This window comes from Flavobacterium cheonhonense (assembly GCF_035671315.1).
Taxonomy (GTDB): Bacteria; Bacteroidota; Bacteroidia; order Flavobacteriales; family Flavobacteriaceae; genus Flavobacterium; species Flavobacterium cheonhonense.
In genome coordinates this window covers 1,305,819-1,331,836 of the sequence record NZ_JAXAVY010000001.1, presented here as the reverse complement: position 1 = coordinate 1,331,836, position 26,018 = coordinate 1,305,819, and the positions used below count along the sequence as shown (strand labels likewise).

Genomic DNA, 26,018 nt, shown 5'->3' with positions numbered 1-26,018 from the left:
AGAACGACACTATGAAATTTATCTTTTACATATTAATTTTTCAGACATTTTGCTTTAGCCAAAGTAAAAAGGATGTTTACGATTTACCTATTCCAAAAAACATTAAAGGCTGTCATCAAGCTCTGGACAAAACTCTTACTGAAAAAGAAATTGAAGTTGTAAAAAATACAGCTGAAGATAGTATTTCCTTTACTGAAGATTTCAAAGAAAAAGCGGACTTTTTTCACGCATGGAAAATATATGATGGTTCTGTTTTGACAAAGTATTTTAATAAAAAAGGACTTTATGGGTTTTGGCCCATTTATGAGACAATTTTAATAACATATCATCGGCATTTAACGGGTAAAAATATTGATTTAGAGAATTTAATTCTGAAATATCAGGCACAACAACAGAAAGACAAAGAGTTTTATATTTCCCAAATAAAAAAGGATTCAATAAGCGGAACCTATATTCCTAAAGATTTGAAAGATTGCTTTCTAACATTAGACAAGACTTTATCAGAGCAAGATAAATCAACTATTCGTAATGCAAAAAACAAATCAGAAGTATTATTAATTACTGACGATTCATTAGGTAGATGGATAAGAAATAATTGGAGATTGTGGGGCGGTTCTCGCCTCAGCAATTATTTTCATGAAAGAAATGTTTCAGAACCAGAAGAAATGTCGGCTATCATACTTGAATTTTATTATGAATGGCTACAGAATAAAAACGAGAATTGGGAAAAGTGGACTGGAAATCAATAATAATAGGCACTGCATATAACAGCGGTTAGTAGCTATTGCTGGATTTTCGTGGTTTCACGTTGGTTTTTCACGTAAAAATTTTATCTTAGCTGAAAGTACGCAGTTCGCTGGCTTCGCAAAAAGCCACTAGCCGCGAAACGTTAGGTGTGATTTTTAAGAATAATCGCAGCTCGAACCTCAACGGAAAAATAAAAACAGCAACAGAATTTGGACGAAGTAACATTACCATATCATTTAGCAATTCCAACAATTATTTCTTTAATTGGGCTAATTGCAATTCTATTTTATCGTAAAAATCTGTTTGCAAAAAACAAATTATTATGGATAAGCATAACGGTATTTTTAATTATATATTTATATTTTGTTGGTAGCGCAACTTATGAAACTGTTTACTATCAATGGAATTTAAATCGTTACGATCTTGACAAAGACGGAATGTTTGGTGGAAGAGAAATAACCGAAGAACAGAAAGAAGCAATGAGAAAACTAACAAATGATACTGGAAGAAATTTTTCATTTATCACAGGGTTTGTTTTTGCTTTAATAATTTCAGCTGGAGTTTATGTTGCCGGAAAAATAATCGCAAAATCTCAACGGCAGTGATAAGAGAAAAAACCACACCTAACAGCGGTTATCAGCTATAGCTGGTTTTTCTTGAGTTGTACCATTTTTTTCACGCAAAACTATTATCTTAGCAGACAGTACGCAGTTCGTTAGCTTCGCTACAGACTGATAGCCGCGAAACGTTATGTGACATAGCTTTCTAAATATTGCTCAAAAAATTACTAATGGAAAATAAAGCAAAATTTTGCCAATCCGAAAAGAATATTTCAAGAGATGATATTCTTGAATTTGAACAAAAATTTAATATCATTTTGCCTGAAAATTATAAGAAGCTAATATTAATTCATAATGGTGGACAAAATGAAAATGACAATATGATTCTGGATTGCTTGTTTAGCATTAAGTATGGAGAATGTACTTTAGAAGATTCAATTCATTCACTACAAATAGTTGAAGAAAATATCCCGAGTAATTACTTGCCGTTTGCATATACTGGAACCGGAAATACTATTACGTTGAATTTGGAACTCGGAAATGATTATGGCAAAATATATCTTTTTAGATACGATAAATTAGAACCAAGATTTTTGAAAGATTCATTGGAAGAGTTACTTGGAGTAGAAAGTATCGATGAAATTTAAAAAGCGCTACGTCACATAACAGCGGCTAGTAGCCATTGCTGGTTTTTCTTGGCTTTACTCCTATTTTTCACGTAAAACTATTATCTTAGCGGACAGTACGCAGTTCGCTGGTTTCGCAAAAAGCCACTAGCCGCGAAACGTTGGCAGAAACCTTAGAAAAAACTGCATAAGACAGCATATTGAGTTAAAAATACAACCTATGAAAAAAATATTAACATTCGTTATTCTATTAATCAACTTTGTCAGCAACTCCCAATGTCCAGCTCCTTCAAATGTTAGTTTAGTTAATAATATTCTTTTTTCAAATTCTGTAGAAATTAGCTGGTCTGAAAATGGTACTGCAACAATTTGGGAAATTGTAGTGGTTCCTGATTTTAATGTAGGTTCAACAATACCAACTTCAGCTGGGATAGCTGTAGCTAGTAACCCTTGTACAATTACTGGAATTCCACCTTCATTTGATTGCTATGCTTTCTTTGTTCGATCAGTTTGTTCTTCAACAGGTGTAAGTAGTTGGACTGGAGCAAGTACTTTAGGGTGTTCAATACAAGCATATAATTGGTTTTTAACTTTGTCAAATGACAGTTTTGAGCCTAATTCGGATAAAAACGAATTTTATATCTATCCAAACCCAACAAAAAATATTGTACATTTTAAAAACATATCCGAAATTGAAGAAATAAAAATATTTGATTATTTGGGTAAAGAAGTTTTAAAACAAACTATTATCAATAATGAAATTAATGTAGAAAATCTTTCTAAAGGAATTTACATCGTAGAAATTCATTCAGGAAACGGAACAGTTTATAAAAAGTTTATTAAGGAGTAAAACTCAAAAGAAAAAGGCTTCTGCCAACAGCCGTTAACCGCTATTGCTGGTTGCTTAGTTAACTTGGCGTTTTTTCTTCACGAAAAAACTCTATCTTAGCAGACAGTACGCAATTCGCTGGAATCGCAACAGTCGCGAAGCCGCGAAACGTTACCAGTAATTTTTCAGGACATGAATCTTAAACATCATATTTTATTTCTGTTCGCATTCCTAACAATGCATAGCCAAAATCAATCAAACTTTGAAAAGTATGACGAACTGGTATGGAAAGCTATGATTCAATATAAAACTAAAGATTATAAAAGTTCTCTTAATAATTTCAAACAGGCTTTTAAAATTTTACCAAACGATTCTGAAGATGATCATTTTTATGCAGCAGCCGCGGCTCTTAACTTAAATAATGATAGTGAAGCAGAGAAATTAATAATTGAGTCAATTGAACTAATAAATGCATCTAAAAATTACTTCTTGAATTTCGAAGAGTTTAATTCATTTCGTTCAAGAAAACTGTTTGAAACAATCTCAAATAATTACGAAGAATATCAGAAAACATTCTTTAAGAATTTGTCTCATCCTGAAATTTATGAGGAAATTGAAACCTTGTTCAGAAAAGACCAAGAAGTTAGGAATAATGGCAATAGTATGTTAGAGACAGATGAGAAGAATATAAACCGTTTAATCGAAATAACTAAAGAATACGGCTGGCAGGAAAAAGGATGGATAATATTATGGCATCAAAGAGGTACCTATGGCGAAAACAATAATGTGTGGTCATTTTTTAAACCATACATTGACCAACAAATAAGAGAAGGAAAAATACGCAAAGATTTTTGGGCAAGATTTGAAGACGAAAAATCCATACAAAAGTACGGAAAACAACTCTATGGAATGTATTGGAGTCAATATAAAGAATGGCCTATAATAGATATTGAAAACGTTGACAAAAGAAGAGAAAGTGTTGGTTTGCCACCGCTTTGGTATATGAATAAAGTATATGGAATAAATTTGCCGAAAGAATACAAAACTACCGCCAACAGCGGTTAGTAACTCTTGCTGGATTTTCTTGGCTCCACTCCTATTTTTCACGTAAAACTATTATCTTAGCAGACAGTGCGCAGTTCGCTGGCTTCGCAAAAAGCCACTAGCCACGAAACGTTAGTGGCAATTTTAAAACTCTGCAGTTGTAACAAACTATTTTTTCAAAAGACTATTTAAAGAAAAGGAAAATATGGAGACGAACAGAAGACATTGGCTGAAAAAAATTGGAATCGGAGTAGCTGGTATTGGACTTACAAACTTCAATTCATTTGCTTCTCCTCTTGTATCAGATAAATCAATTAATAGTTTTGAGAATGATACTAACTTAATTTTTTTACGCTCAAATGAAAATCCTTATGGTCCATCTCCATTAGCAAGAAAAGCATTTACTGAAAATGTGAATATTAGCAACAGATACAACTGGGATATCGAAGCAAAAATAATTTCTGCTATTGCTTTGAAAAACAGTGTTAAAGACGAAAACATATTATTGGGTGCTGGTTCAACTGAAATTTTAGATTTGGTTGCAAAATTTGTATCACTAGAAAAAGGAAATTATGTAATTGCAGACCCAAGCTATGATTATTGGACAGTTACATTAGATAATTTAGGTTTAACGAAAAATAGAGTACCGCTTACAACCGACAAAAAAATTAATTTGCAAGCTATGTTAGAAGCTGTAAATCAAAATACAAAGCTTGTTTATATCTGTAATCCAAACAATCCAACAGGAACAATTTGTGAAAGAGAAGCATTGATTGAATTTGTAACCACCATTCAACAAAATACAATTATATTAATCGATGAAGCCTATTTAGAGTTTACTAAACAGCAATCTCTGAGTAATCTCGTAAATGACCACAAAAATATTATTATCGTCAAAACATTTTCCAAAATATATGGTTTGGCAGGAGCACGCATTGGATATGCAATTGCGAACAAAACAATAATTGATAATTTGGCAAATTTGCAATCCAATACAAATAATAGTGTCAGTGTATTATCAAAACTTGCTGCTATAGCTTCGTTGAAAGATGATAAATTTGTTTCAAATTGCTACTTACTAAATGAAAACGTAAAACAATATACTATCAGCGAACTCAAAAAATTAAATTGTGAGTGCGTTTCTTCTAATACAAATTTTATCTATTTTTCACTTGCAAAATACAACAAAGACTATTTCAAGCAATTAGAAGACAATAAAATTCAAGGAGGAAGAATATATGAAGAACAAGGTAAGTGGACAAGGATTACAATAGGTAAATTGAGCGAAATGGAAAAATTTATTAAAGCAATACAATAAAAACTGCCACTAACTGCGATTTAGTAGCTATGGCTGGTTTTTCTTGAGCTGTACTTCTATTTTCACGTGAAAAGTTTTACCTTAGCAGACAGTACGCAGTTCGTTGGATTCGCAAAAGCCACTAGCCGCGAAACGTTAGCAACAAGCTTTGAGAAACTCTGCAAAATGAAACAACTAGTTCTACAAATAAGCATCTTTTCAACAATATTGATTATTGTGCTTACATTGGTAATTTTCTATTCTGCACCAAAGTTTGCCTTTTGTCAAGAGTGTTCAGTTTACATGGAAGCACAACAGAAAAATGGACATTTTAATTCGACTATTGCAGACATTTTAAAGAGAAAAAAACTTCATAATTTTGAGTTTACCGGAAATGACAAAATAGACAAAATAACTTTCGAAAAATACAAGAATAATGTTCATCTAATGATGAAATTGAATGACACAACAAAAGTTATCCGGTTTAAATTTAATAAAACCACAAACTATCAGGACTTTATCAATGTTTTTGATGTATGCTTTGTTGAAGGTGCAGATTACTCATATAATGAAAATGATTTGTGGATAAGCAATAGCTCTAAAAGTTTTGAAAAATCTATTAAATAAAAAGCCTGTTGCTAACAGCGGTTGTAAGCTATAGCTGGTTTTTCTTGAGCTGTACTTATATTTTCACGCAATAACTTTTATCTTAGCAGACAGTACGCAGTTCGCTGGCTTAGCAACAGTCGGTTAGCGGCGAAACGTTGTGTGTCATTATAGAAAACCTGTAACTAAACAAAATTTTACATATTATGAGAAATTTATTCAAAACCACTTTTTATGTATGCGTATTTGCATTAGCTGGAATTTTATTTCAAATAAGTTGCTCAAACAGTGACAATGAATCGACAGCTACAATAGTACAGAGTAAAATATTATACAGTCAATACGACTCAGTCAATGGATATACAATTTGGTATTGCAACCTTGATGGAACTAACCCTACTCAAATCCCATTGACATTACCAACTGGCGTAATGTATCAAAATGCCAATTCAAATGCATATGTAAAATTTTCTCCAGATGGACAAAAAGTTTTGTTTGTTGCAAATGACAGCTCTGGTTCAACTCCTACAAATAAAGTATTTTCATGTAATTTAGATGGAAGTAATCTTCAAGCTGTAATTTCACCAAGTAATTCAGACGTTATATTAATTGGTGATGTAAAATAGAAATGCCTAACAGTAAATTCTAAATAAAAGAAAAAGAAGAACGACACACAACACTTGCTAAAACTCATGGCTAGTTTTTCGGTAGATTTTTTCGATTACTTTTCATAATTTCGCTCGGGCGGTTATGGAAAAAAGCTTTCCATAAGCCACCACAAGCTTTAGCAAGGAAACGTTAACGGCAAACATAAACGAAACCACTTAAACCAAAAATTGCTTCAATGAATAGTCATGAAATCTTAAGCTCTAGAATTCTAAATTCACCGGTAGAAATCGTATATCAAGCTTTTGAAAATCCAAAGCATTTAAAAAATTGGTGGGGACCAGAAGGTTTTACAAACACAATTCACGAGTTTGATCTCAAATCTGGCGGAAATTGGAAGCTTACCATGCATGGACCAGAAAAAGGAAACTATGAAAATTCATCTGTATTCCAAACTGTTATACCAAATAAAATCGTAAGCTGGACGCGAAAATCCCAACCGTTATTTGATATGGAAATAGCATTTGAAAAATTGGATGAAAATAAGACACAAATATCATTTAAAATGATTTTTGAAACCGTTGAAGAATGTGAGAAAATGCGAAAGTTTGTAGAGCCTAAAAACGAAGAAAATTTCGATAGGTTGGAAAGAGAAATTAAAAACATAAAGAATGCCAGCCGTTAACCGCGGTCTCGTCGCAATGTCCGGAATTTATTAGCCTCTACTTCATTTTTCACGAAAATATTATAACTTAGTACACAGTAAGCTGATCGTTAGATTCTCAAAAGCTACTAGCCGCGAAACGTTAGCTATTATTTTATCCGAGCGACATCGAAAATCAAGTGAAACTTAAAAATAGATTTAACTGACTCTAAAAAATGGAAATACTAAAGGCAGACATTGAAGACCATGAGACACTGACATCTATTACAAAAAAATCAAAAGCCTATTGGGGATTTTCGGAAGATATTTTGAAAGAATGGGAACATCTATTGACTGTTACAAAAGACTATATTGCAAAAAATAAAGTATATAAACTTGTCCAAAACAATGAAATTATCGGATATTATTCATACTTCTTTACTGACGAAAAAACTATAAAACTTGATAATATTTTCATTCTTCCAGAATTTATCGGAAAAGGATTTGGTAAGATATTAATGAACGACTTTCTAAAAAAAACCAAACAATTGGATATTGACAAAATAACTCTTGACGCAGAACCAAATGCCGAAATTTTTTATAAAACTTTTGGTTTTGAAACAATTGGGAAACTTGAAAGTTCAATAAAAGATAGATATTTACCAATAATGGAATTACAAATTGATAATAAAAACATCAGCTGAAAGTGGTTAGTGTCACTTGCTGGATTTTCTTGGCTTCTACTCAGTTTTTCACGCAAAACCATTATCTTAGCAAACAGTACGCAATTCGCCGGAAACGCCACAGTCAGATAGCAGCGAAACGTTATGCCTCAGTGTAAAAAACCTATCCAAATGAGAACATTATCAATTATATTAATCTTTTGCTTTTGCATATCTTGTAATAAGAATGATTCGAAAACAGTTGAAAAATTGAATGGTTCTGAAAAGATTGACAAAACAGGTAATAACAATAAAATTAAAGATGATAGTCCGGAAATAAAAATTGATCAAAATGAAGTAATGAAAGAAGAAGACATTCTTTTTAATGGTAAGTTTAAAAGATATTTCTCTTTAACCGAATTTGTAAACGTACTTGGGAAAGCTGACAGTATTAAATTAATGTCGGAATTAGAACCATGTTCATATATTTTTGAAAATGAAGATGGAAGTAAAGATATAGACGATAAGTATCTTTACAAAGATGGTTCGCGATATGAAAACAACAAAGAAAAAGTTGCTGTTGATGAATTCAGATTCACCAAAAATAATTTCATTACTTACAGAGGAAAGAAGCTAAATTCATCTACAACCATAAATGATCTAAAAAAACTCTTCCCAAACGCAATTAAGAACATCAAAACTATTGATGTTCATGGAGAAGGAAATCTCCAAGTCATTCAGTTGAGAGAAGATGAAAACAATGTTTCTGATGGGCATATAAATATGTTTATGAGAAGTGGGAAACTATATTTTATACATTGGTGGTTTCCTTGTTAAAACACCGAACAAATAACAGTGGTCATACGCTATGGCTGGTTTTTCATGAGTTGTACTTCTTTTTTCAGGTAAAAATTTTATCTTAACCAACAGTACGCAGTTCGTTGGCTTCGCAAATGCCACTAGCCGCGAAAAGTTAAATGCTATAGGCTTAGTTAACGTTGATAAAACCTTTAACCCTTTTTGACTCACAATTCTTTTCATAATTAATGTGATGATTTATAAATGGTTTATTCTTTCTTTCATAATATTTTTTTTCGACCTTTACAGAGTTAACTTTTAATACATTGATTATGAGAATTTTTATACCAATTATAATGACACTGATTTTCGTGTTTTATGTATTTTACTTAGCTCTAATAAAAAAAGAATTTAAAAGTAAGTTGAAGACTGAAGTTTTGCCCGGAACACTTTTCATTTTAATTTGGGGCTTGTGCTATTTTGCATTTTTTATATGATTTAGTCTTAAGTAAAATCAATCTACAGCATACAACAGCTGTTCGTCGCTATGGTTGGTTTTCTTGAGTTGTACTTCTTTTTTCACGTAAAACTTTATCCCAGCAAACAGTACTAAGTTCGTTGGCTTCGCAAATGCCACTAGCCGCGAAACGTTAGGCGTCATATTAGAAAACCTCGTAATGAACAAAAAAATAAAATTGATTTACTTACTATTTATATTGACTTTTAACTTTTCTTGCGTTGAAAAGAAATCAACCGAAAAAGAAGTATATAAGTCTGAATCAAAAAAGACTTCAGAAACAGATACCTTAAAATTTACTTCAGGAATTCGTGCTGTCTTTCAGGACAGCAAAGGCAATTATTGGTTTGGAAGTCTTCAAGAGGGAGTAGCTGTTTACAATGGCAAATCATTCAAATACTTCACTGTCAATGATGGGCTAACTGACAACCAAATCCATTCTATTCAAGAGGATAAAGAAGGCCATATTTGGTTCAACACACAAACCGGGGTTAGCAGTTACGATGGTTCAAGAATTACAAACCACACCAAATCAAGCAAAGAGAATTATCCAAATGTTTTACCAAATCAAGACAATGAGTCTATGACAAATAAATGGATGAAATCTGACACAGACTTGTGGTTTGAAGCCGGAAATAAAGCCGGAGTGTACAGATACGATGGACAACGATTACATTATTTAGATTTTCCGCCCCAAAAACTGCTCAACCCCTATGATAATTTATTTGCTGTAACTGATATTTCAATAGGCAAAAATAACAGGATATGGTTTGGCACCTACGCAGGTGTCTTCGGCTATAACGGGAGTAATTTTACGATTATGAATGATGAAACATTGGGTTATGACAGAAAAATTGAACCTTTACACATACGAAGTATTTTAGAAGATTCTAAAGGCAGACTTTGGATTGGAAATAACGGAATTGGCGTATTGCTTAAGGAAGGTGATTCAATTATAAACTTCTCAAGCAAGCAACGTTTGATTCATCCCAACAGTAAACGAAATGGAGAAAAATCTCCTAAAGGTACATTAGAACATGTTTTTACCATTGCTGAAGATAACAAAGGAAACATTTGGTTTGGAGACAGGGATGCCGGAATTTGGAAATATGATGGTCATAATTTAGAAAATTACACTATAAAAGACGGATTGACTAATGATTTCGTCCTATCAATTTATGAAGATAAAAACAGTGAATTATGGTTCGGCATGGCAGATGGAAGTGTCTATAGGTTTAACGGAAATACTTTTGAAAAGCAATTTTAAACTACCAATACGCAAACAGTAGGTATGGAATAACACGCTAGAAATTTTAATCAAAAACTCATTTTTAATAAGACATCAATGATGAAAAAATGCTATCTGCTAATGGTTCTGTTGGCCTTAATCTCATGTCAAGAATCTCAAAAAGAAATAAATGGTTTTGGTGGATTTGACATCGGATCTGATTTATCATCACATGAAAAATTCGCTGCCTTGAGAAACACCATGCCGGATGAATACTATTGCAACTCCATAAAACTCTCAGAGGCTATCGGAGAGGTTTCCAACTTAAGCATAACCACTGAAAACGGAAAAATCATTGAAGTTAAATTCTCATCCAGTGAAAATACAAATATTGACAACATTCAAAAACAACTTAAAACACTTAAAAAAGCAGGGAAAGAGGTAAATTTTAACAATGAATTGAATTTCAAAAGTTACACAACCATTGATAAAAAAATTCTTTTTATGGCTATGGAAAACAAAAATGAATTATTGAAAAACGGAAAACCCAAACAAGAATTCATTTATTCAAACAAAAAAACTGTTGATGATGGCCACTAGCTGATAAAATCAACGAACAACAAAGTACCAACGGTAAAAAGTCATTACCCGGAATTGTTCCATTGATTCTCTTCTAACCTTCTAATCACTTTTCTCAAAAAATACTACCTTAGCAATATGTTTGTTGTAGTAACAAAACAAAAAAAAGCGATTAATCAGGCTAGCAGTAGCAATCATCAAAGAAAATCGAAAAAGTCTAAAACAAGTTTTTACAGTCTAAATACATAGAAAATGAAACGGAACGAAACCCTTGCCGACCGACTCAGAGAAGTTTTACTGGATGGCTATTGGATTGCCAATACCAATTACAAAAAACAAATCCAAAGTATTACTTGGGAAGAAGCTACTCAGAAAATCGGAACTCTGAATACTATAGCAGCACTCACCTTTCATATTAATTATTATTTGGCCGGACTTCTAAGTGCATTCGAAAAAGGAAAATTGGAAATCAGCGACAAGTACAGCTTCGACTTACCACCCATACAATCAGCCTCAGAATGGGACCAAATGGTAACCGAATTTTTAACCAATGCTGAAAAATTTGTTGCAACAGTAGCACAAATGAATGATGCGCATTTCGACGAACCGTTTATTGATGAAAAATACGGCACTTTACTCCGAAATATTGAAGGCGTAATAGAACACAGCTATTATCATTTGGGACAAGTTTCTCTAATTAATAAAATGATACAAGAATCAAAAATCTAAATCTCTTACAACCTATTGTACAATAACAGCAGGATTACTAAAAAATCAAATTATGGCACTCATCAATCCACACATCAACTTTAACGGAAACGCAGAAGAAGCCTTTCTTTTTTACCAATCTGTATTTGGAGGGAATTTTACGAAACTTATGCGCTTTAAAGACTTGTCGAGTCCGGAATTTCCCGTACCGGAACACGAAGCAGAGAAAATAATGCTCATCGCCTTACCTATTGGACCTAACGAATTATTGGCCAATGATGTTCCTGAGATTTTAGGCAAAACAAACGAAAATGAAAACAGAAGCAAAATTTCAGTCAGCACCCAAAGCAAAACAGAAGCCGAAAAACTATTTTATGGTCTTTCCGAAGGAGGTCAAGTTGAGATGCCTATCGCTGATAGCCCATGGGGAACGTACTTCGGCATGTTCCGCGACAAATACGGCATAGAATGGATGATAGAATTCAATAGCGCTAACCTCTAAAAAATGTTATTATTTATGAAAAGAAGCTGGATAATTGTATTCCTGATTTTATGCTGCTTTCACAACGCAAACGCACAAAAAAGCAACGCTGAAAAAATAATCGGTTGTTGGACCTTTAAAACATTTGAATTTGTCAACCCGGATGAATTTTCGAAAGAGATTATCAAAGAAGCGCAAAATACCGAAGTTTGTTTTGACACTAACGGCAAATTTACCTCAACTAAATCCGGTGCAAATGCCTTTACTATTACCGGCGTTTACAGCCTTTCTGAAGACGGAAAAACACTTTCTCAAAAAAGAGATATTGCGACCGATGGCATTGATGAAGATGCTGAAATTGTTGTACTCGACGCGGAAAATCTGACTTTCAAACTCGAGTTCGGAACGATGCTGTTACAACGAAAAAAATAAAATTCGTCAAAATAAAACAATACACTAACAGCCATGAAAACTTCCGAAAAACAACAGCCCGAAACCATTACTTTTATAGGGAAACAAATTTCATTTTGGTCACGATTTTTAAAAAAAATCACCCCGATTGTACTACTATTGGCTTTTTTGGCCTTCCGAATTTATTCAAACGAACGTTATTCGGAAAACAATAAATTCTATTGCTACATTTTTATAGCAGTTTGTTTTTTAGTAGGCCTTTACTATCATGTTCGAGACATCAGAACGGTGGTAACTGAAGTCCGTATTTTTGATGACAAATTTCAAGTATTAGGACAGGATTTCAATAAGAAGTTCAAAGATGTTTTGCTAATAAAAGAGACCTCTATAGAGCTGAAACAAAAAGAGAAAAGCGATAAAATATACCTTGAGATATATTCCAATGACAAATATTATTACATCAACAACTATTCTGATTGGGATAAAGAAACCCTGGTAGCTTTACTGCGAGAATTTAAAAACCGTACAAACAGAACCATATTTGGCATAGCGCTGTTGCCTGAAGTAGATAAAAATCTGTCGCAATACTAAAACGAAGGCATAAAAGTCACATTTTTTTCAGAAAATTAAAAAAACCAACTAATTAAGCTGCTCTTGAAAAATTTCCAATAAAAATTCAGCCGATATCATTTTGGTCGGTGAAACTTCCATCGCTTTCAACACCCGCTTTATGGCATGCGGATTCAAGCCCATATTGATACCGATTTCATGAATCTTGATTTGCTCTCTTTCGTGCAAAACGCCGTCGCAGTGCATCAATAAAGCCAAACGATAAAATTGCTGAATCCGTTCAAACTCCGATTTGATTACTTTGGGATAATTTTCCTCGTGAAATAAACCTTTAAAGTCATCTTGGCTGATTTGCAACTCTTCCGCTATCATTGATAAGAATAAATACTCTCTTTCATGCAAACGACCGTCCACCACGGAAAAAGAAATCATTTCGGCTAATAGGGCTAATTTTTCTTCATATTTGTTCATGTTCCGGATAAGTTTTTGGCTAAAATAAAAATTTTTATAAAACCTTAGTAATTTATTGTGATGCAGGACGACTTAGTTTTTGTTACTTTTACACTTTAAAATAAAAATCATGAAATACCTTAAAACACTGATTATATTGTTTTTATTGGCGTCGGCGAATACTTTTGGCCAATACTATAATGGTCTTGACCGAAGAATTGGTGCCACACCAACCAACCAACAAGGGCCAAAACAACCCACTCCCAAAGAAATTGAAGATAGCAGAAACCAACAAATCGAAAAACAAATGCTTCGTTTAAAAGAAGATTTGAAATTAGACGATCTGCAATACATTGCCATCAAAAACGAAATCCTGAAAAGCTACAAAGAAGTTGATATTTTACTCAAAAAAGAGTTTAGTGACGAAGACAAAAACAATCAAATGAAAGCCATACAGGAAAACACAGAAAAAACGGTTTTGAGCTATCTCAATGCCGATCAAAAAGAAAAGTACATGGCTTTGAAAACAGAAAAGCCAAAGAAAAAAGACGATAAAAAGAAAAAGAAAGAAACTGAAAAAGCCACTGAATCCAACAATTAATCTCTTGAAAACATTTGTATTATTGTTATGCTGCTTGATTCAAAGCTTCACATTCGGTCAAGAAAGTACGGCCGGTAAAAATGTTTCCACTTTTTCTATTGCATCACCTGAACTTAAAACCACCAAAAAAATTTGGGTTTACCTGCCAAAGGGTTACGAAACGTCTGCTCAAAAATACCCGGTCATTTACATGCATGATGCCCAAAACTTATTTGACAGCCAAACTTCTTATGTGGGTGAATGGAATGTAGATGAAACGCTGGACAGTTTAAATGCCAAAGTCATCGTTATCGGAATTGAACACGGTGGTGAAAAACGCATAGACGAACTAACGCCCTTTAAACACGAAAAATACGGTGGTGGCCAAGCTAATGCTTACTTGGACTTTATTGTCAATTCCTTAAAACCTAAGATCGATGCTACTTATCGCACCAAAACCAACGCGAAAAACACCGCTATGATTGGAAGCTCTTTGGGTGGTTTGGTAAGCTTTTACGCCGCTGTTAAATACCCTGAGGTATTCGGTAAAATCGGTTGTTTCTCACCTGCTTTCTGGTTTGGCCGAAAAGAAATGAACGAGCTTTTAAATCAAACCGAAAAGTTTGACACAAAAGTTTATTTTCTGTGCGGAGACAACGAAGGCGATGCCGATGTAATTACCGATTTGGAAAAAATAGAGTATTGGGTAAACACCAAACGTTGTGAGTGCAAAAAAAAGAACAAGAAAGTAATTGTCAAAGGTGGACAACACAACGAAAAATTATGGCGTGAAAGTTTTAAAAAGGCGTACCTTTGGCTCTTCTAATAAACCGAGTAAGCGAGCGCCTATTCACAATAAAAAACCATTAAAAACTTAGTCACTTAGCTACTCAGTGACTCAGCCACTAAAAAAAATGAACAACAACGATATTTTCAAAAAACTCCGTGTCGCTTTACAATTGCGAGACGACCAAATAGAAGACATTTTAAAGTTAGTCGATTTTCGCATGTCGAAAGGTGAAATCGGTAACTTTTTCAGAAATGCCGACCATCCCAAATACGTGGAATGCGGCGATCAGGTATTGCGAAATTTTTTGAATGGCTTAGTCATTCATCTTCGCGGTACGAAAGAAAATCCGAAAAATGCTATGGATGTCATCAAGCAAAACCAAACAGCGGTAAAAAATAAAACCACTGAAAAGCCAAAAACGGAAATAAAACCCAAAATATCCGTAAAGAAAAAGCCTTTTAACCCTAAAGAAAAAAAGGCAACCCCCAAAATACAAGTGGTTGAAAAAGTCCAATATAAGAATGGTAAAAACAAAAAATCCTGAGCATACACTCAGGATTTTTTTATTCCAGCAATAAACGCTTCTGTTCTCTGGCTAATAAGGTATTTTTCAGCAACATGGCAATGGTCATTGGTCCGACACCTCCGGGAACAGGCGTAATAAAAGAAGCTTTCTTAGACACATTTTCAAAGTCGACATCACCGGTAATTTTGTAACCTCTGGGATCAGTCTCATCCGGAACGCGGGTAATACCCACATCAATAACCACCGCATCGTCTTTAATCATCTCTGCTTTTAAATAATTCGGAACGCCCAAGGCCGTAATGATGATATCGGCTTGCGTTGTGATTTGCGCTATGTTTTTGGTGTAACTATGGGTCAAGGTAACGGTAGAATTCCCGGGAAATCCTTTTCTGCCCATCAAAATACTCATTGGGCGACCAACGATATGGCTTCTACCGATAACCACAGTGTGTTTTCCTTTGGTCTCAACATTATAACGTTCGAGCAATTCTAAAATTCCAAACGGTGTAGCCGGAATAAATGTACTCATATCTAAAGCCATTTTACCGAAATTCTCCGGATGAAAACCATCTACATCTTTACTGGGATCGATGGCCATTAACACTCTTTGCGTATCAATTTGTTTAGGTAACGGCAACTGCACAATAAAGCCATCTATGTCATCATTTTCGTTGAGTTCGATAATTTTCTTTAGCAATTCGGTTTCCGATGTAGTGCTTGGCATTTTGATTAAAGTCGACTCAAATCCCACCAATTCACAGGCCTTTACTTTACTGCCAACATAAGTCAAACTCGCACCATCATTCCCTACAATAATGGCCGCCAAATGAGGAACTTTCTCTTTGTTGGCTTTCATCTTGTTGACTTCAGCGGTGATTTCCGTTTTGATGTCGGCTGCTGTTTTTTTTCCGTCTAATAATTCCATAGTTGTTGTTTCGGGTTAAAGTTTCGGGTTTAAAGTTGTTTAAACCTAAAACATAGTAGTTAGTTGTAATCTATTAAAAAAATTAAGGTTCAAAATTTCACACTCGAAATTTTAAACCTTAACTGATTTATCTCATTCCTTTCATGCCGCCCATCATGCGCATCAAGTTTTTCCCGCCACCGCCTTGCATCATTTTCATCATTTTGCTCATTTGGTCAAACTGCTTCAGCAATTGGTTCACTTGCTCGACTTTCGTCCCCGATCCTTTGGCAATACGGGTTTTGCGTTTCATATCAATAATGGCTGGTTTGGTTCTTTCTTGTGGTGTCATCGAATGGATGATGGCTTCTATGTGTTTGAAAGCATCGTCTTCTATCTCCACATCTTTCAATGCTTTTCCGGCACCGGGTATCATTCCAACCAAGTCTTTCATGTTACCCATTTTTTTCACTTGTTGGATTTGCACCAAGAAATCGTCAAATCCAAATTCGTTCTTGGCAATTTTCTTTTGCAATTTTCGGGCTTCTTCTTCATCGTATTGCTCTTGCGCTCTTTCTACCAAGGAAACCACGTCTCCCATTCCCAAAATACGATCGGCCATACGGGAAGGATAGAAAACATCGATGGCTTCCATCTTTTCACCGGTACCGATGAACTTAATCGGTTTATTCACCACCGATTTAATAGAAATGGCAGCACCACCACGCGTATCACCGTCTAATTTGGTTAAAATAACACCGTCAAAATCCAAACGATCGTTGAAGGCTTTAGCCGTATTAACAGCATCTTGACCGGTCATGGAATCGACCACAAACAAAGTTTCGTGAGGTTTGATGGCCGAATGCACATTGGCAATTTCGTTCATCATTTCTTCATCGATAGCCAAACGTCCGGCAGTATCTACTATCACTACATTGTAGCCTTTAGATTTGGCGTACTGCAACGCATTTTGCGCAATTTGAACGGCATTTTTATTTTCAGGTTCGGAATAAACTTCCACCCCGATTTGGTCACCAACCACGTGCAACTGATTGATAGCGGCCGGTCGGTAAATATCACAAGCCACTAAAAGCGGTTTCTTTCCTTTTTTGGTTTTCAGATAATTGGCTAATTTTCCGGAGAAAGTGGTTTTACCTGAACCTTGTAAACCCGACATCAAGATTACTGAAGGTGTTCCGGATAAGTTGATACCAGTAGCATCGCCGCCCATTAATTCGGTCAACTCGTCTTTAACGATTTTCACCATTAATTGGCCCGGCTGTAAAGTTGTCAATACGTTTTCGCCTAAGGCTTTGTCTTTAACTTTAGTGGTAAAATCTTTGGCAATTTTAAAATTCACGTCGGCATCCAACAAGGCGCGACGTACTTCTTTAAGGGTTTCCGCTACATTGACTTCCGTAATCTTCCCATGCCCTTTGAGGATGTGTAATGCTTTATCTAATTTATCACTTAAATTATTGAACATAATGTGGGTTTGTTTTTATGAAGTGCAAATTTAAGAATTTGATTTCGAACTTTCAGCACAGTAGAAATAAAAAAACCATCCTTTTTAAGGATGGCTTCTGTAGTATTTTAAATAAAAATCGAAGTTTAATTTTTGGTAAAGACTAAAGTGTCTGTTCCACCGTTACCACCACTAATATCTATTAAAGAAATAGTTGTATCGGAATAGGTTACGATATCCCAGTCGTCGGTCAAGTCGGCAAAATTAGCCGGAGCCGTGAAACCGATATTGAAATCCAAATCGTTACTCGGGCTATCGTCGTTACTATCATCGTTCAAAACAGACCATGTCCCGGTAACCGTATTTGATCCATTAGTAGCGGTTAAAACACCTCCGTTGCTAAAAGTAAAGTTATAACCGGTGAAGTGATTGGTTTCATCTGTTCCGGAATCAACATAACTGGTTACTCTCCAAGTACCTTGTGTTGCCGCATTAATTACCGGTGTAGGATCTTGAGAGGAAGACGAATTATCGTCTGAGCTGCACATTGATGCTACATTAAGCATAAATAGGCAAAATAACATTGGGATTAAAATTACTTTTTTCATGTTCTTTTTTTAGTTAAAGTTAGTATTCCATTTTAAAAATTGTACCATAAAAAAGATGACTGAAAAAATGAGTATCCATATTATCAATTGATTGATAATATAATTGGGTTTAATTTTTTCTTGTGGTACTAGCGGGTTATTAATTTGTGGGGCGTTTTCTAAAAATTTTCTGTGAAATATTTTCATATAAAACTTAATTAACGCTTAATTTTTCTTGAAGGTCAGATAATCGGTTCTGTCACTATGTTGTTTTTTTAGACGAATAATAGTGGTGTTAAATTCGATTACTTTCCATTCGGTTTCGATATATCCCAATTGAGAACCATCAAAGTGCAAGTCCAACTTTTGGTAGGTTGCCTCGGTTTCCAATTCCCATTCGCCGTTTATAGTTTGGTTATTTTTAACAGCCGTTACTGTTTCATCAGTATTGAAATCGAAATCAAAATCTTCATAATAATACGTTTCATCTTCTTCATCATAATAGCAATACTGAATGAACCAAGTGCCCGAAGTTAAAATGGAAGCCAAAGCAGAACTTCCGGAACCACCTGAGTTGTCGTCATCACAATCGTCTATGGCTTCGTCTATAAAATTTTCCAATTCGCTATTGGAATTAATTGTCACAGTTTGCCCGTAAGAATCAACAGCCGAAATAGGATAATTAATGGCTACGTAAATATTGCTGCTCAGGTTATTCAAGAAATTAAACAAACCGCTGTTACTGGTTATGGTAACAGTATTGGCCAATTGATTATTACTGTCGTAAATATTAATCTGAATAGGATAAACCAAACTGATACAATCAATTTCATCAAAACCATCATCATCGTCACACGAATCCAAAACATCCTCCAAATCATCAGCGTCTGTTAACACTTGCGTTTGAAAATTTTGAAAACGAATCGTAATCGGATACACAAAATTGACTAAATCATCATCATTGGAGTAAGCGTCAATGGCATCTTGAACCAATTGGTAATCGGACGCATCAGCAACCGTGATTTGATTCCCGTTCACTATTACAGTTACCGGTAACTGCACACTAAAACAACTGCTGCTGTCTAGAACATTGTCTAAAGAAGTCGGATTTTGCGACGTTCTGATAAGCAATCCTGCAATAGGAGCGCTTCTTTCAAAACTTTGTGTGGTATCCTGTACTACCGTTTCTTCTTCTTTCTGACAACTGCCGAAAAAGAGAATTGAAATAATAAGGATGGATCTCAAAAAAACGTTCATAATTGTTGTGAATTAATCTGACTTTGAAAGTAAAACATTAGATTTCAAAAATACCCTACTTTAGTCAAAAAAAATAATTATTTTTACCCAAGTTCAAGTAAGCCCATTTATGTCAACAGAGGAAATTTCAGGTATTTGTAAAGAAGCCGTTTTTTCGACCTTTTTTAAAAGCCACGCCAAAGCGTTGAGGAATTACTTATTCTATAAGTTTGGCAATGAAGACCAAGCGGAAGACATTACACAAGATGCCTTTATTAAGTTATGGCAAAACTGTGCGGATGTTCCTGTGGAAAAAGCAAAGTCTTACATATATACAATTGCCAATAACGCTTCGTTGAATGTAATTGCCCACCAAAAAGTAGTGTTGAATTACGCTAAAAACTCGGGGAAAAGTGAATTGACAAATGAGAATCCCGAATTTATACTCGAAGAAGATCAATTTAAAACCAAATTAAACAACGCCATTCAAAACCTAAACGAAACACAACGAGTGGCCTTTTTGATGCACCGCATAGACGGAAAAAAATATGCAGAAATTGCAGCAGAACTCGAAATTTCGGTGAAAGCTGTTGAAAAAAGGATCCACTTGGCTTTGGTAGAATTGCGAAAAGAATTCGACCACTTTAAGTAGGGTTTGATAAAATCAATATGTTTTAGTATCGAAATGCTATAAAATCATGGAAGAAAATTACCCATTAGCAAAATGGCTCAGCGGAGAAATGACCGAGGCGGAATTGAAAGAATTCCAAGCCCAACCTGACTATGCGTTGTACGAAAAAATCAAAAAACACTCTTCATCGTTAGAAGCACCTGCCTTTGACGAAGCTGCAATATTGACTACAGTTTTAAACAGTCCGAAGAAAGAAGTAAAAACAATTTCATTCACCCAACACTGGCTGTTTAGAGTAGCTGCGGTATTGGTAATTAGTTTAGGATTATTTTTTACCTACAATAACTTTTCCGCTGCTACAGAATTTGCCGAAAATGGAAATCAGAAAAACTTCTTTTTACCTGACAATTCTGAAGTAGTATTAAATTCCGGTTCTGAAATTCAGTATAAAAAATGGAATTGGGAGAGCAACAGAACACTGGATTTGGAAGGAGAAGCTTATTTTAAAGTAGCCAAAGGAAAAAAATTCGAAGTGAATACTGCTTTAGGAAAAGTAACAGTTTTAGGAACACAGTTCAACGTAAAACAACGCGACAATCGTTTTGATGTTACTTGTTACGAAGGAAGAGTTAAAGTAAACTATAACCAAACTGAAATTGTCATCACCAAAGGAATGAGCGTGTCTTTTGAAGATGGCAAGATGATAACATTACCGGAAAGTACAGCACAAAATCCGGAGTGGCTTTCACATGAATTGGCCTTCTATCAAGAAGATTTAAAAGCGATTGTAGGTGAAATAGAAAGACATTTTAATGTTACATTAGAGCTCAAAGCAGCTAATAACAATCAACTGTTCACCGGGATTATTCCTGCGAAAGATATTAATATTTCTTTGGAGATATTAGCCACAACTTACCATTTAAAACCTATTAAAGTCGATAGCAATAAATACATTTTAGAAAGCTTGGATGCTCTATAAAAGATGCATTTTTTTACTCTTTTTTTGCCTCTTTTCTTTGTTGGGTATCGCTCAAAAAGACAGGAAGGAGATTCCATTGAAAAATATTTTGGGTCTGATAAGCAAAGACCACCAAGTTCGTTTCAGCTACATTGAAGACGAAATTGTGGTATATGCCTTAACACCGCCGGATAAAAATTGGTCTTTAGAAGAAAAAATAAACTACCTCAAACGCATCACGCGACTACAATTTAAGCGCATCAGCGAAAAATATTTCACTATTTATGATGATAAGAAAGTCGACAAACCCTTGTGCGGATTCCTGATTGATGCCGTTTCAGGAAAAGGAATTGAAAATGCACTAATCAAGATAGAAAAAACAGACTTCACCACATTTACCGAGGCTAATGGTCATTTTACGATTCCGAAAATATCTTCAGAAAAAATCCAAATCCAACACCAAGGCTACCAAACCTTCTCCATTTCACCGGAAGAATTGAATGTTCCTGATTGTCCGAAATTCCGACTGCAGCCTATCTTGCAAAGTTTAGACGAAGTAATAACACATCGCTATTTAACTACTGGAATCAGCAAAAAAAATGACGGCACTATAGTCATCAAACCCAAGAAATTCGGATTGTTACCGGGCTTAATCGAGCCTGATGTATTGCAAACCATGCAACAAATTCCGGGTATCATCAGCATTGATGAAACCATCTCCAACATCAATGTTCGCGGCGGTACTCACGATCAGAATTTATTTTTATGGAATGGCATTCGCATGTTTCAAACCGGGCATTTTTTCGGATTGATTTCGGCTTTTAATCCGTCGCTAGCCCAAAATATTACAATCAGTAAGAACGGAAGTTCTGCTTTTTTTGGCGAAAGCGTATCGAGTTTGATCGACATTTCATCACAAGCCGGCAATACTGAAAACACCAATGCCAGTTTGAGTTCTAATATGATTAGCGCTGAATTTTATTCAAAAATTAAAATCTCAGACAACTCCAATTTTACATTCTCAGCCAGACGATCACTAACCGATATATTTCAATCGCCTACCTATCGCAGCTATAGTAACCGCATCTTTCAAAACACGGTAATCACCGATTTAACAACCAATGCTATCGTGGGTTACAAAAGTAATGTCGACTTTTACTTTTACGATATTACCGCTCAATTTGAACAAAAAATCGGTACTAAACACCAATTCAATATCGATGTAATAGCCATTGAAAACACATTGAAATTCGACCAATCAACCGCTACTTTAAGTAAAAACAGCGCGTTAGAACAAGAAAGTTTTGGCGGAAGTTTGCAATGGAAAACCAATTGGAATGTGAATCACAGCACGGAGTTTAAAGCTTATTTTTCGGCTTACGACTTAAATTCGACGAACCAAACTTTGGAGAGCAATCAAATTTTAGCACAAAAAAATAAAGTAATGGATTATGGGTTTCAAATTAGAAACACCAACCGAATAAACGATCAGTTCACCATCAATACAGGATACCAACTCAATGAAATAGGCGTAACCAATTTTGACGAGATCAATTTACCGCTCTTCTCTCGAACCATAACTAATGTCCTTATTTCGCACGCCGGAATTGCCGAAGGTGTGTATGAAACCGAAAGTAAAAAAACCTTCATTCGAGGCGGACTTAGAGCCAATTATTTTGATAAATTCGGACTGTTTTTGGCCGAACCGAGATTGCAGTTCAGTCAGGCGTTGGGAAACCATTGGCGCTTGGAAATCTTGGGAGAGCAAAAAAGCCAAACATTGTCACAAATAATAGATTTACAACAGGACTTTTTAGGAGTTGAAAAACGACGCTGGACACTAGCCAACGACCAAAGTATACCGGTTCAAAAGAGCAATCAGTTGTCGGTTGGCCTCAGCTTTAAAAAGAACAATTGGTTGATTACTATAGATAATTTTTATAAAAAAATTACCGGAATCACCAGCAGTAGTCAAGGTTTTATGAATCAATTTGAGTTGGAAAGAGCCATCGGCGACTACCAAGTTTTAGGAAGTGAATTTTTAATTCAAAAATCATTCAACCGTTTTTATACTTGGTTGAGTTATGCTTATAACGACAATAAGTACGATTTTAAAACACTCAACAGCACTTCTTTCCCCAACAACTTCGAAGTGACACATGCCGTTTCTTGGGCTGCAATGTATGAGTGGAAAAAGGTCAAACTGGCATTAGGCGCCAAATGGCATACCGGAAGGCCAATCACCACGCCTACCACTTTCACCGTTACAGAAGCCAATCCGACTATTGTTTACAATGCGCCAAACAACGAAAAATTAAAAGACTATTTTCAGGTTAATTTTTCAGCTTCAAAAGAATGGCGTTTGGGCGCTACGACCCGTTTACAAACATCGGCTTCGATTATGAACTTATTAAATACTCGAAACAGTATTAACCGATTTTACAGAGTGAACACTACGGACAATTCGGTGGAAAGTGTAGACACCTACTCGCTTGAAATGACGCCGAACTTGAATGTTAAATTTACATTTTAAAAAAGCGATTGAAACCTCAACCGCTTTTTTAAGATTATAGTTTTTGAAAGGTAAGATAATCAATTGTCCCTGTTTCCAAGTTTTCGTCTTTTAAGCGTAGCTTAGTTGCGGTACTTTCAATAACATACCAATCGTCTGAAATGTTAGTGAACCTAGGCTCAACACTGGTTAAAGCCAAGTTAACAACCAATACCGGATCGCCATCAAAACCTTCATCAACTACACCCCAACTTCCTGCTACCGGAGTAGTTCCTGTATTGGATAATGACACCGTTATAGCGTCAAAGTCGAAAACTATACCATTATAATCCGATGTTTTCAGATTGTTTTGATAGGTAAACTGACTTATTTTCCATGTACCTGAAGTCATCGAATCAATGACTTTAGCTTCATTTAATAAAGGAACATCGATGGATTCGTCACAAGAACCAAAAACCATTACCAATGCCAATAATAAGATAGATTTTATTTTCATATAAATAAGTATTACATTCTTTCCGGAACATCTATTCCTAGAAGTTTGAACGATGATTTTATAGTTTGTCCCACTTTTTGAGAAAGTTGCACTCGGAATACTTTAGTAAGCAAATCTGTTTCGCCTAAAATAGATACCGATTGGTAAAACGAATTGTATTCCTTAACCAAGTCGTAAGTGTAATTAGCAATTAAAGCCGGACTGTGGTTGTGAGCCGCATTTTGGATAACTTCGGGGAATAATTCCAATTGTTTTAGCAATTCCTTTTCTTTTTCGTGCAACACTATTTCGGTGATGTCTTGCATCAAACTAAAATCACTTTTTCTAAGTATCGATTGGATACGAGCATAAGTATATTGAATGAACGGACCGGTATTTCCGGCAAAATCAACCGATTCTTCCGGATTGAAAAGGATTTGTTTTTTTGGGTCAACTTTTAAAATGTAATATTTCAAAGCGCCCAAACCGATCGTTTTGAAAAGTTGGGCTTTTTCGGTCTCGCTATAACCGTCTAACTTACCCAGTTCTGTGGCAATTTTTCCTGCTGTTTCGGTCATTTCAGTCATCAAATCATCGGCATCTACAACCGTTCCTTCGCGAGATTTCATTTTCCCCGATGGCAATTCTACCATACCGTAGGACAAATGGTATAAGTTTTCGGCCCAGTCAAAACCGAGTTTTTTCAGAATCAAAAACAACACTTTAAAGTGGTAATCTTGCTCATTTCCAACCGTGTAAACCATACCGCCAACATTAGGGAAATCTTTAACGCGTTGGATGGCTGTACCAATATCTTGTGTCATATAAACGGCTGTACCGTCGGAACGCAATACAATTTTTCGGTCTAAGCCATCTGCTGTTAAATCAATCCAAACCGAACCGTCGGGATCTTTCTCGAATATGCCTTTTTCCAAACCGAATTGCACAACTTCTTTGCCCAACAAATACGTATTGCTTTCGTAATAGTAACTGTCGAAATCGACACCTAAATTGGTATAGGTTTCGGCAAAACCGTCGTAAACCCATTGGTTCATTTTTTTCCATAGGGCTACTACTTCAGCGTCACCGGCTTCCCATTTGCGGAGCATTTCCTGAGCTTCTAGGATAATCGGCGCTTGTTTTTTGGCATCCTCTTCTGAAAACCCTTTAGCGATTAATTCATGGATTTGAGCTTTGTATTCTTGATCGAATTTTACATAAAAATTCCCAACCAACTTATCGCCTTTTAATTGGGTAGTTTCAGGCGTTTGCCCTTCGCCGAATTTTTGCCAAGCCAACATCGATTTACAAATATGAATACCTCTATCGTTGATGATTTGAGTTTTGTAAACTTTTTTTCCTGAAGCTTTAATGATTTCGGCAACTGAGTAACCCAACAAATTATTTCTCACGTGTCCGAGATGCAATGGTTTGTTAGTATTAGGTGAAGAATACTCCACCATTACAGCTTTTTCAGTAGCAGTAGGTGTGACAAAACCAAAAGTATTGTTGCTTTTAATTTGGTTGAAAAAAGACAAATAATAGTTATCAGATACTACTAAGTTTAAGAAACCCGAAACTACATTAAAACGCACCACTTCCGGAGCATTAGCAACCAAGTAATCCCCGATTTTTGTGCCCATTTCTGCCGGATTGCCTTTGATTTGTTTCAACAACGGAAACAACACCATCGTGATATCTCCCTCAAACTCTTTCCTTGTCAATTGAAATTCTACCCTTTCGATGGCAATTCCGAAAAGTTGTTGTACAGCAGTTTCAATGTGATTGGTTAAAATTTGAGTAAGCTTCATAATATTTCATTTTAGGTTGGCAAAGATAAACATTAGAAAATAATTTCTGAGGCAATGATTTAAATATAAAAAGTAGATTAAAAAAGATATTTTTGTAAGTATAATCACTTATTATTAATTAAATTTGTGCATTTCATCGATTTTTTTTGCATTTAAACGATAATATATTTCATATTTGTTG

At 35.1% G+C, this 26,018-nt stretch carries 30 protein-coding genes; 23 read left to right on the top strand and 7 right to left on the bottom strand.

Features of this window, described 5'->3' with window-relative positions; all coding sequences use genetic code 11:
- Positions 1-11: 11 nt before the first annotated feature.
- From SK086_RS05830 to SK086_RS05750, 17 genes are all read left to right on the top strand, one after another.
- Complete coding sequence (locus tag SK086_RS05830; protein ID WP_324690422.1) at positions 12-749, top strand: DUF6794 domain-containing protein; 738 nt, start codon at positions 12-14, stop codon at positions 747-749.
- Positions 750-956: 207 nt separating this feature from the next.
- Positions 957-1,352 carry a hypothetical protein gene (locus SK086_RS05825; RefSeq protein WP_324690421.1) on the top strand — a complete coding sequence of 132 codons (396 nt, stop codon included), beginning with the start codon at positions 957-959 and terminating at the stop codon, positions 1,350-1,352.
- Between the two features lie 185 nt (positions 1,353-1,537).
- The gene (locus SK086_RS05820; protein ID WP_324690420.1) at positions 1,538-1,954 is read left to right on the top strand and encodes an SMI1/KNR4 family protein; all 417 of its coding nucleotides are present in this window, start codon (positions 1,538-1,540) and stop codon (positions 1,952-1,954) included.
- A gap of 199 nt (positions 1,955-2,153) precedes the next feature.
- Positions 2,154-2,783: a T9SS type A sorting domain-containing protein gene (locus tag SK086_RS05815; RefSeq protein ID WP_324690419.1), complete on the top strand. Its 630-nt coding sequence runs from the start codon at positions 2,154-2,156 to the stop codon at positions 2,781-2,783.
- A gap of 216 nt (positions 2,784-2,999) precedes the next feature.
- Positions 3,000-3,827, top strand: coding sequence for a hypothetical protein (locus tag SK086_RS05810; protein WP_324690418.1), 828 nt, complete (start codon positions 3,000-3,002; stop codon positions 3,825-3,827).
- Between the two features lie 184 nt (positions 3,828-4,011).
- Entirely contained in the window at positions 4,012-5,124 is a 1,113-nt protein-coding gene (locus SK086_RS05805) for a pyridoxal phosphate-dependent aminotransferase (protein ID WP_324690417.1), read from the top strand.
- A gap of 165 nt (positions 5,125-5,289) precedes the next feature.
- Complete coding sequence (locus SK086_RS05800; RefSeq protein WP_324690416.1) at positions 5,290-5,730, top strand: hypothetical protein; 441 nt, start codon at positions 5,290-5,292, stop codon at positions 5,728-5,730.
- Positions 5,731-5,915: 185 nt separating this feature from the next.
- The gene (locus SK086_RS05795) at positions 5,916-6,335 is read left to right on the top strand and encodes a TolB-like translocation protein (protein WP_324690415.1); all 420 of its coding nucleotides are present in this window, start codon (positions 5,916-5,918) and stop codon (positions 6,333-6,335) included.
- A gap of 218 nt (positions 6,336-6,553) precedes the next feature.
- Positions 6,554-7,000 (top strand): SRPBCC family protein, encoded by a 447-nt coding sequence (locus SK086_RS05790; RefSeq protein ID WP_290862972.1) that lies wholly within the window; start codon positions 6,554-6,556, stop codon positions 6,998-7,000.
- Positions 7,001-7,194: 194 nt separating this feature from the next.
- A complete protein-coding gene (locus tag SK086_RS05785) occupies positions 7,195-7,662 on the top strand; it encodes a GNAT family N-acetyltransferase (protein ID WP_324690411.1) in 468 nt (155 codons plus the stop codon).
- 150 nt (positions 7,663-7,812) lie between these two features.
- Positions 7,813-8,457: a hypothetical protein gene (locus SK086_RS05780; protein WP_324690410.1), complete on the top strand. Its 645-nt coding sequence runs from the start codon at positions 7,813-7,815 to the stop codon at positions 8,455-8,457.
- 638 nt (positions 8,458-9,095) lie between these two features.
- Positions 9,096-10,202 (top strand): ligand-binding sensor domain-containing protein, encoded by a 1,107-nt coding sequence (locus SK086_RS05775; protein ID WP_324690409.1) that lies wholly within the window; start codon positions 9,096-9,098, stop codon positions 10,200-10,202.
- A gap of 78 nt (positions 10,203-10,280) precedes the next feature.
- On the top strand, positions 10,281-10,763 hold the full coding sequence (locus SK086_RS05770) for a hypothetical protein (RefSeq protein WP_324690408.1): 483 nt from the start codon (positions 10,281-10,283) through the stop codon (positions 10,761-10,763).
- Positions 10,764-10,994: 231 nt separating this feature from the next.
- Positions 10,995-11,471, top strand: a complete 477-nt coding sequence (locus tag SK086_RS05765) for a DinB family protein (RefSeq protein ID WP_324690406.1) — start codon at positions 10,995-10,997, stop codon at positions 11,469-11,471.
- A gap of 52 nt (positions 11,472-11,523) precedes the next feature.
- Positions 11,524-11,952: a VOC family protein gene (locus SK086_RS05760; RefSeq protein WP_324690404.1), complete on the top strand. Its 429-nt coding sequence runs from the start codon at positions 11,524-11,526 to the stop codon at positions 11,950-11,952.
- Between the two features lie 15 nt (positions 11,953-11,967).
- The gene (locus SK086_RS05755; RefSeq protein WP_324690402.1) at positions 11,968-12,363 is read left to right on the top strand and encodes a hypothetical protein; all 396 of its coding nucleotides are present in this window, start codon (positions 11,968-11,970) and stop codon (positions 12,361-12,363) included.
- Between the two features lie 33 nt (positions 12,364-12,396).
- Positions 12,397-12,933: a hypothetical protein gene (locus SK086_RS05750; protein WP_324690400.1), complete on the top strand. Its 537-nt coding sequence runs from the start codon at positions 12,397-12,399 to the stop codon at positions 12,931-12,933.
- A gap of 48 nt (positions 12,934-12,981) precedes the next feature.
- Here SK086_RS05750 and SK086_RS05745 read toward each other — a convergent pair whose 3' ends face one another.
- On the bottom strand, positions 12,982-13,392 hold the full coding sequence (locus tag SK086_RS05745) for a TerB family tellurite resistance protein (protein ID WP_324690446.1): 411 nt from the start codon (positions 13,390-13,392) through the stop codon (positions 12,982-12,984).
- Between the two features lie 100 nt (positions 13,393-13,492).
- Between SK086_RS05745 and SK086_RS05740 the strand changes: the two genes are divergently transcribed.
- The 3 genes from SK086_RS05740 to SK086_RS05730 all read left to right on the top strand — a co-directional run bounded on the left by SK086_RS05740 (position 13,493) and on the right by SK086_RS05730 (position 15,276).
- Positions 13,493-13,963, top strand: a complete 471-nt coding sequence (locus SK086_RS05740; RefSeq protein WP_324690398.1) for a hypothetical protein — start codon at positions 13,493-13,495, stop codon at positions 13,961-13,963.
- A 4-nt stretch (positions 13,964-13,967) separates the two neighbouring features.
- Complete coding sequence (locus SK086_RS05735; protein ID WP_324690396.1) at positions 13,968-14,768, top strand: alpha/beta hydrolase; 801 nt, start codon at positions 13,968-13,970, stop codon at positions 14,766-14,768.
- Positions 14,769-14,856: 88 nt separating this feature from the next.
- The gene (locus SK086_RS05730; RefSeq protein WP_324690394.1) at positions 14,857-15,276 is read left to right on the top strand and encodes a DUF1456 family protein; all 420 of its coding nucleotides are present in this window, start codon (positions 14,857-14,859) and stop codon (positions 15,274-15,276) included.
- 19 nt (positions 15,277-15,295) lie between these two features.
- Here the strand turns inward: SK086_RS05730 and SK086_RS05725 are convergent, their stop codons facing one another.
- From SK086_RS05725 to SK086_RS05710, 4 genes are all read right to left on the bottom strand, one after another.
- Positions 15,296-16,183, bottom strand: coding sequence for a bifunctional 5,10-methylenetetrahydrofolate dehydrogenase/5,10-methenyltetrahydrofolate cyclohydrolase (locus SK086_RS05725; RefSeq protein WP_324690392.1), 888 nt, complete (start codon positions 16,181-16,183; stop codon positions 15,296-15,298).
- A 127-nt stretch (positions 16,184-16,310) separates the two neighbouring features.
- On the bottom strand, positions 16,311-17,648 hold the full coding sequence (ffh, locus tag SK086_RS05720; RefSeq protein WP_324690390.1) for a signal recognition particle protein: 1,338 nt from the start codon (positions 17,646-17,648) through the stop codon (positions 16,311-16,313).
- Positions 17,649-17,773: 125 nt separating this feature from the next.
- Positions 17,774-18,235, bottom strand: coding sequence for a hypothetical protein (locus SK086_RS05715; protein WP_290873196.1), 462 nt, complete (start codon positions 18,233-18,235; stop codon positions 17,774-17,776).
- Between the two features lie 204 nt (positions 18,236-18,439).
- The gene (locus SK086_RS05710) at positions 18,440-19,459 is read right to left on the bottom strand and encodes a hypothetical protein (RefSeq protein WP_324690387.1); all 1,020 of its coding nucleotides are present in this window, start codon (positions 19,457-19,459) and stop codon (positions 18,440-18,442) included.
- A 121-nt stretch (positions 19,460-19,580) separates the two neighbouring features.
- Between SK086_RS05710 and SK086_RS05705 the strand changes: the two genes are divergently transcribed.
- The 3 genes from SK086_RS05705 to SK086_RS05695 all read left to right on the top strand — a co-directional run bounded on the left by SK086_RS05705 (position 19,581) and on the right by SK086_RS05695 (position 23,572).
- Positions 19,581-20,102, top strand: coding sequence for an RNA polymerase sigma factor (locus SK086_RS05705; protein WP_324690386.1), 522 nt, complete (start codon positions 19,581-19,583; stop codon positions 20,100-20,102).
- A gap of 46 nt (positions 20,103-20,148) precedes the next feature.
- Complete coding sequence (locus SK086_RS05700; RefSeq protein ID WP_324690385.1) at positions 20,149-21,060, top strand: FecR family protein; 912 nt, start codon at positions 20,149-20,151, stop codon at positions 21,058-21,060.
- 88 nt (positions 21,061-21,148) lie between these two features.
- Positions 21,149-23,572 (top strand): TonB-dependent receptor, encoded by a 2,424-nt coding sequence (locus tag SK086_RS05695; protein ID WP_324690384.1) that lies wholly within the window; start codon positions 21,149-21,151, stop codon positions 23,570-23,572.
- 34 nt (positions 23,573-23,606) lie between these two features.
- Here the strand turns inward: SK086_RS05695 and SK086_RS05690 are convergent, their stop codons facing one another.
- Together SK086_RS05690 and argS are read right to left on the bottom strand one after the other, a co-directional pair.
- Positions 23,607-24,047: a hypothetical protein gene (locus SK086_RS05690; protein WP_324690382.1), complete on the bottom strand. Its 441-nt coding sequence runs from the start codon at positions 24,045-24,047 to the stop codon at positions 23,607-23,609.
- Between the two features lie 11 nt (positions 24,048-24,058).
- Positions 24,059-25,837: an arginine--tRNA ligase gene (argS, locus tag SK086_RS05685; protein WP_324690380.1), complete on the bottom strand. Its 1,779-nt coding sequence runs from the start codon at positions 25,835-25,837 to the stop codon at positions 24,059-24,061.
- Between the last annotated feature and the right edge of the window lie 181 nt (positions 25,838-26,018).